Genomic DNA, 584 nt, shown 5'->3' on the forward strand with positions numbered 1-584 from the left:
ACGGGTATGAGATCACACCATTTGAGAACCGATAGCTGGATTGGACGGCGCACTGTGGCGAGCATCAGCTTGTTGGCAACGATGGTACGGATTTGACTAAACGCTTTTGATCTGTAAAACGCTAAGCTACGCTGCTGCGACCAATCGACTGCGCTGAGACTGGTGTTGATCAGCTTTGCAAGGGAATCGAACTCAAACTCCGTCATGCTGCCATTTGTTGGATCGAGTGTCTTTCTTTTCGGCTTGTCCAGGTTGGCGCAAGTAAATACATGGATTTCATTAAATCGCTTATGGCCAAGCTTGCATAGCGTACCGAAGAATTGATTGAGGCTCTTCTTTTGATGAGTAGGCACTCCGCTCCATGCGCCTTTAATTTGAGTGAGGCTTGGAATGCCCTGGACTAGGTGCGTCTCAGTGTTCCCAACAACCCCATAAGCGGTGGTTGCAGATTTCGTGCGAACATACCAGACGAAGACATCAAGACAGAGTTGCCACTCGTCATCGGGCATTAAGGAATTGTGAAGCCATGCAACAGAAATCGCGTGGCCTTTGCTGAAGGTTGGCAATATCTTCCATTTATCGTC

General features: G+C 48.5%; 1 protein-coding gene. It reads right to left on the reverse strand.

The annotated features are described in order from the left end of the window. Positions 1-584: hypothetical protein (locus tag JK635_RS07120; protein WP_202653265.1), on the reverse strand; the 584-nt coding region annotated here is incomplete at both ends.

Source organism: Neobacillus paridis, assembly GCF_016765675.1.
Lineage (GTDB): Bacteria > Bacillota > Bacilli > Bacillales > Cytobacillaceae > Neobacillus > Neobacillus paridis.